This window comes from Salinisphaera sp. SWV1 (assembly GCF_052044155.1).
Classification (GTDB): Bacteria; Pseudomonadota; Gammaproteobacteria; order Nevskiales; family Salinisphaeraceae; genus Salinisphaera.
Map to the genome: position 1 here is coordinate 1 of NZ_JBQDYE010000183.1, position 527 is coordinate 527.

Genomic DNA, 527 nt, shown 5'->3' on the forward strand with positions numbered 1-527 from the left:
ACCGCATTTCCAGCCTTCGTTTCGACGGTTGGCGCAGACGCCGCCACGCGCCAACGTGTCTCGCGCGCGGCTCGCCAAGGCCGGCTGCGGGAGATCACGACTGCCCTCTATACCGCGTATCTTGATGAGCCTTTAAGCGTTGTGGTTCGGCGGCATGCGTATGAGATTGCCGGCCTGCTGTACCCCGGCGGGGTCGTAGGCTATCGCACCGCCCTCGAGGGCAGCTTGAGGACACGGGATGCGCTTTTTATCACCCATGACGCCGCGAGCCGGACCCTTCCCGGCCTGGCATTCCGGACGATCGCCGGCCATGGGGCGCTGCCCGATGATATGCGCATGGGCGACTCTTTGTATGCCGCCAGCGTCGAACGGTTCCTGCTGGAAAATCTGCTGCCATCGCGGACCCGTCACGTCATTGCGCGAAGTGTCGGCGCCGACGGGGTAGAGCGTTTTCTGGCGCGCCGGGCGACCCTTCGGGGCGAAGCCGAATGGCCGGCTATCCGCGAACGCGCTCGGGCGATCGCGCC

Annotated in this window: 1 pseudogene; it reads left to right on the forward strand. The window is 66.0% G+C overall.

The window, feature by feature from the left end:
• Nucleotides 1-527, forward strand: a pseudogene (locus ACS8YF_RS20150) (hypothetical protein); the annotation flags it as partial.